Below are 5,774 nucleotides of genomic sequence, written 5' to 3' on the forward strand. Positions count from 1 at the left end.
GCGGCTCTCGGGCTTGACGGGTTTCTTCGGAGGCTGTCATAATCGTGGGCTTGGCTGATGGGGTGAAAGCTTGATCGGCCGGTCGCTTCGACGAAGCGGGCTGCGAAAGCGGCGAGTTCGAGATAACGAGACCAGATAGTTGACACGGTCTTTCAGGTGGTGTCATAATCGTGGGCTCGGCTGATAACGAGCGCGTTGTCAGCGGTAATCGGAAGATTACGGTTCTTTAAAAACTAACAGCCGATAAGTGTGGGCGTTTGAAGGCGGATGCCGGGGTCGCAAGGCCTCAGGTCTCTTGGACCTTAAACGCTCACTGAATGGAATTCATGCTGGCTTTTATAGCCGGCGGAGTTCACTTCAATTCTTTGAGCAACATTCAAGATCGAACTGAAGAGTTTGATCCTGGCTCAGATTGAACGCTGGCGGCATGCTTTACACATGCAAGTCGAACGGCAGCACGGGAGCAATCCTGGTGGCGAGTGGCGAACGGGTGAGTAATACATCGGAACGTGCCCAGTAATGGGGGATAACCCGGCGAAAGCCGGACTAATACCGCATACGACCTAAGGGTGAAAGCGGGGGATCGCAAGACCTCGCGTTATTGGAGCGGCCGATGGCAGATTAGCTAGTTGGTGGGGTAAAGGCCTACCAAGGCGACGATCTGTAGCTGGTCTGAGAGGACGACCAGCCACACTGGGACTGAGACACGGCCCAGACTCCTACGGGAGGCAGCAGTGGGGAATTTTGGACAATGGGCGCAAGCCTGATCCAGCCATGCCGCGTGCGGGAAGAAGGCCTTCGGGTTGTAAACCGCTTTTGTCAGGGAAGAAACGCTCTGGGTTAATACCTCGGAGTAATGACGGTACCTGAAGAATAAGCACCGGCTAACTACGTGCCAGCAGCCGCGGTAATACGTAGGGTGCAAGCGTTAATCGGAATTACTGGGCGTAAAGCGTGCGCAGGCGGCTTTGCAAGACAGATGTGAAATCCCCGGGCTCAACCTGGGAACTGCATTTGTGACTGCATAGCTGGAGTGCGGCAGAGGGGGATGGAATTCCGCGTGTAGCAGTGAAATGCGTAGATATGCGGAGGAACACCGATGGCGAAGGCAATCCCCTGGGCCTGCACTGACGCTCATGCACGAAAGCGTGGGGAGCAAACAGGATTAGATACCCTGGTAGTCCACGCCCTAAACGATGTCAACTGGTTGTTGGACGGCTTGCTGTTCAGTAACGAAGCTAACGCGTGAAGTTGACCGCCTGGGGAGTACGGCCGCAAGGTTGAAACTCAAAGGAATTGACGGGGACCCGCACAAGCGGTGGATGATGTGGTTTAATTCGATGCAACGCGAAAAACCTTACCTACCCTTGACATGCCAGGAATCCTGCAGAGATGTGGGAGTGCTCGAAAGAGAACCTGGACACAGGTGCTGCATGGCCGTCGTCAGCTCGTGTCGTGAGATGTTGGGTTAAGTCCCGCAACGAGCGCAACCCTTATCATTAGTTGCTACGCAAGGGCACTCTAATGAGACTGCCGGTGACAAACCGGAGGAAGGTGGGGATGACGTCAGGTCATCATGGCCCTTATGGGTAGGGCTACACACGTCATACAATGGCCGGTACAGAGGGCTGCCAACCCGCGAGGGGGAGCTAATCTCAGAAAACCGGTCGTAGTCCGGATCGCAGTCTGCAACTCGACTGCGTGAAGTCGGAATCGCTAGTAATCGCGGATCAGCATGTCGCGGTGAATACGTTCCCGGGTCTTGTACACACCGCCCGTCACACCATGGGAGCGGGTTCTGCCAGAAGTAGTTAGCCTAACCGCAAGGAGGGCGATTACCACGGCAGGGTTCGTGACTGGGGTGAAGTCGTAACAAGGTAGCCGTATCGGAAGGTGCGGCTGGATCACCTCCTTTCTGGAAAATGGCAACGCACATCAGCTGCGGTCGCAAGACCAGTGCAGCCGATGCAGCCGAGCCCACATCAGCATCCAAATTTGAACGCCCACTCTTATCGGCTGTAAGTTGAACACAGCATGTGAACGTGAGCCGGCTTAGCCGCGCAGCTCCTGGCTCGTGTGCCTGGCTGCCAACGTGCGAACGCAGACGAGCTTCACAACCGGTGAAGGGTCTGTAGCTCAGTTGGTTAGAGCACCGTCTTGATAAGGCGGGGGTCGTTGGTTCGAACCCAACCAGACCCACCATCTTCATGGGGGATTAGCTCAGCTGGGAGAGCACCTGCTTTGCAAGCAGGGGGTCGTCGGTTCGATCCCGTCATCCTCCACCACGTCACTGCACATCGTCGTCATCGATCGGTTGACGCAAGCGACCTCCTGCGGTTGCTTGCGTCAGCGCTTTGCGAGAGCGACGGCTGGTGTTCTTTAACAATTCGTAGAGTCGAAATATCAGAGTTGCCGGCAAAAGGAATCGCCGCTTTCGCGAGAAGGTGCTGCGGTTTCATGTGCTGCCGGCGACGCTTGATTGCGTCAACAGCATCAACTCGCGAGAGTTTGATTGATTGAAGAACGGCGTAACGCAAATACTCAGCAAGTCCTTGACGATGCCTTGGGGCCGCAGTGCCCGCAAGGCGTCAAAGTTATAGGGTCAAGTGACTAAGTGCATGTGGTGGATGCCTTGGCGATTACAGGCGATGAAGGACGTGATAGCCTGCGATAAGCTTCGGGGAGCTGGCAAATTAGCTTTGATCCGGAGATTTCCGAATGGGGAAACCCACCCTTAGGGGTATCGCATGATGAATACATAGTCATGCGAGGCGAACCGGGTGAACTGAAACATCTCAGTAGCTCGAGGAAAAGACATCAACCGAGATTCCGAAAGTAGTGGCGAGCGAAATCGGAGGAGCCTTGTACTCTTTAGCCAGTGATTTATCAGAACGGAATGGAAAGTCCGGCCATAGCGGGTGATAGCCCCGTATGAAAAAAGTCGCTGGTGGAACTAGGTGTACGACAAGTAGGGCGGGACACGTGACATCCTGTCTGAAGATGGGGGGACCATCCTCCAAGGCTAAATACTCGTAATCGACCGATAGCGAACTAGTACCGTGAGGGAAAGGCGAAAAGAACCCCGGGAGGGGAGTGAAATAGATCCTGAAACCGCATGCATACAAACAGTCGGAGCCTGGAAACGGGTGACGGCGTACCTTTTGTATAATGGGTCAGCGACTTACATTCAGTGGCAAGGTTAACCGAATAGGGAAGCCGTAGAGAAATCGAGTCCGAATAGGGCGTTCAGTCGCTGGGTGTAGACCCGAAACCAAGTGATCTATCCATGGCCAGGATGAAGGTGCCGTAACAGGTACTGGAGGTCCGAACCGACTAGTGTTGCAAAACTAGCGGATGAGCTGTGGATAGGGGTGAAAGGCTAAACAAACTTGGAAATAGCTGGTTCTCTCCGAAAACTATTTAGGTAGTGCCTCAAGTATTACCGTCGGGGGTAGAGCACTGTTATGGCTAGGGGGTCATGGCGACTTACCAAACCATTGCAAACTCCGAATACCGATGAGTACAGCTTGGGAGACAGTGCACCGGGTGCTAACGTCCGGACACAAGAGGGAAACAACCCAGACCGCCAGCTAAGGTCCCTAAAATTGGCTAAGTGGGAAACGAAGTGGGAAGGCTAAAACAGTCAGGATGTTGGCTTAGAAGCAGCCATCATTTAAAGAAAGCGTAATAGCTCACTGATCGAGTCGTCCTGCGCGGAAGATGTAACGGGGCTAAGCCAGTTACCGAAGCTGCGGATGCACAGTTTTGCTGTGCGTGGTAGGAGAGCGTTCCGTAGGCCTGTGAAGGTGGCTTGTGAAGGCTGCTGGAGGTATCGGAAGTGCGAATGCTGACATGAGTAGCGTTAAAGGGGGTGAAAAGCCCCCTCGCCGAAAGCGCAAGGTTTCCTACGCAACGTTCATCGGCGTAGGGTGAGTCGGCCCCTAAGGCGAGGCAGAGATGCGTAGCTGATGGAAAACAGGTCAATATTCCTGTACCGATGTGTAGTGCGATGTGGGGACGGAGAAGGTTAGCTCGGCCGGGTGTTGGATGTCCCGGTTCAAGCGTGTAGTCGTGCCGCCTAGGCAAATCCGGGCGGCTTAGATGAGGCGTGATAACGAGGCGGCTTGCCGCTGAAGTGAGTAATACCCTGCTTCCAGGAAAAGCCACTAAGCTCTAGCTACACACGACCGTACCGCAAACCGACACTGGTGCGCGAGATGAGTATTCTAAGGCGCTTGAGAGAACTCTGGAGAAGGAACTCGGCAAATTGACACCGTAACTTCGGAAGAAGGTGTGCCTTTAGTAGGTGAACCATTTGCTTGGGAAGCCCAATGAGGCCGCAGAGAATCGGTGGCTGCGACTGTTTATTAAAAACACAGCACTCTGCAAAGACGAAAGTCGACGTATAGGGTGTGACGCCTGCCCGGTGCTGGAAGATTAAATGATGGGGTGCAAGCTCTTGACTGAAGTCCCAGTAAACGGCGGCCGTAACTATAACGGTCCTAAGGTAGCGAAATTCCTTGTCGGGTAAGTTCCGACCTGCACGAATGGCGTAACGATGGCCACACTGTCTCCTCCAGAGACTCAGCGAAGTTGAAATGTTTGTGATGATGCAATCTCCCCGCGGAAAGACGGAAAGACCCCATGAACCTTTACTGTAGCTTTACATTGGACTTTGAACAGATCTGTGTAGGATAGGTGGGAGGCTTTGAAGCGGTGCCGCTAGGTGCCGTGGAGCCAACGTTGAAATACCACCCTGGTGTGTTTGAGGTTCTAACCTTGGCCCGTTATCCGGGTTGGGGACAGTGTATGGTGGGCAGTTTGACTGGGGCGGTCTCCTCCCAAAGCGTAACGGAGGAGTTCGAAGGTACGCTAGGCACGGTCGGAAATCGTGCTGATAGTGCATTGGCATAAGCGTGCTTGACTGCGAGACTGACAAGTCGAGCAGGTACGAAAGTAGGACAAAGTGATCCGGTGGTTCTGTATGGAAGGGCCATCGCTCAACGGATAAAAGGTACTCTGGGGATAACAGGCTGATACCGCCCAAGAGTTCATATCGACGGCGGTGTTTGGCACCTCGATGTCGGCTCATCTCATCCTGGGGCTGTAGCCGGTCCCAAGGGTATGGCTGTTCGCCATTTAAAGAGGTACGTGAGCTGGGTTTAAAACGTCGTGAGACAGTTTGGTCCCTATCTTCCGTGGGCGCTGCAAGATTGAGAGAGCCTGCTCCTAGTACGAGAGGACCGGAGTGGACGCACCTCTGGTGTATCGGTTGTCACGCCAGTGGCATTGCCGAGTAGCTAAGTGCGGAAGAGATAACCGCTGAAAGCATCTAAGCGGGAAACTCGTCTCAAGATGAGTCTTGCCGGGGCCTCGAGCCCCCTGAAGAGTCGTTCTAGACCAGGACGTTGATAGGTCGGGTGTGGAAGCGCAGTAATGCGTTAAGCTAACCGATACTAATTGCTCGTGCGGCTTGACCCTATAACTTTGACCACGCGTCAAAAGACTTCGGGTACAAAGCGTTGTGCCGCTCTTCAACCCATGCTGCACGCAATCAAGAATCTGATACCCCGAGAGCCTTTTCCGCTCTCGGACGACTCTGCGAATTGGCTGTCGCGCCCCCAAGAGCGACGACAGCAACAAGTCAAGCCTGATGACCATAGCGAGGTGGTCCCACTCCTTCCCATCCCGAACAGGACAGTGAAACGCCTCAGCGCCGATGATAGTGCGGGTTCCCGTGTGAAAGTAGGACATCGTCAGGCTACATTACCCCC

At 54.2% G+C, this 5,774-nt stretch carries 2 tRNA genes and 3 rRNA genes; all 5 read left to right on the top strand.

Annotation, left to right across the window (positions count from 1 at the left end):
* The first annotated feature begins 384 nt into the window (after positions 1-384).
* The 5 genes from HQN59_RS25640 (at position 385) to rrf (ending at position 5,762) form a co-directional block, all read left to right on the top strand.
* A 16S ribosomal RNA gene (locus tag HQN59_RS25640) occupies positions 385-1,915 on the top strand.
* A gap of 210 nt (positions 1,916-2,125) precedes the next feature.
* Positions 2,126-2,202, top strand: a tRNA-Ile gene (locus HQN59_RS25645).
* Between the two features lie 7 nt (positions 2,203-2,209).
* Positions 2,210-2,285, top strand: a tRNA-Ala gene (locus HQN59_RS25650).
* A gap of 315 nt (positions 2,286-2,600) precedes the next feature.
* Positions 2,601-5,481: ribosomal RNA gene (locus tag HQN59_RS25655) — 23S ribosomal RNA — on the top strand.
* 168 nt (positions 5,482-5,649) lie between these two features.
* Positions 5,650-5,762: ribosomal RNA gene (gene rrf / locus HQN59_RS25660) — 5S ribosomal RNA — on the top strand.
* The 16S, 23S and 5S rRNA genes sit together here with 2 tRNA genes alongside, the layout of an rRNA operon.
* The last annotated feature ends 12 nt before the right edge of the window (positions 5,763-5,774 follow it).

This window comes from Rhizobacter koreensis (assembly GCF_013366375.1).
In the GTDB taxonomy this organism is placed as follows: Bacteria; Pseudomonadota; Gammaproteobacteria; order Burkholderiales; family Burkholderiaceae_C; genus Schlegelella_A; species Schlegelella_A koreensis.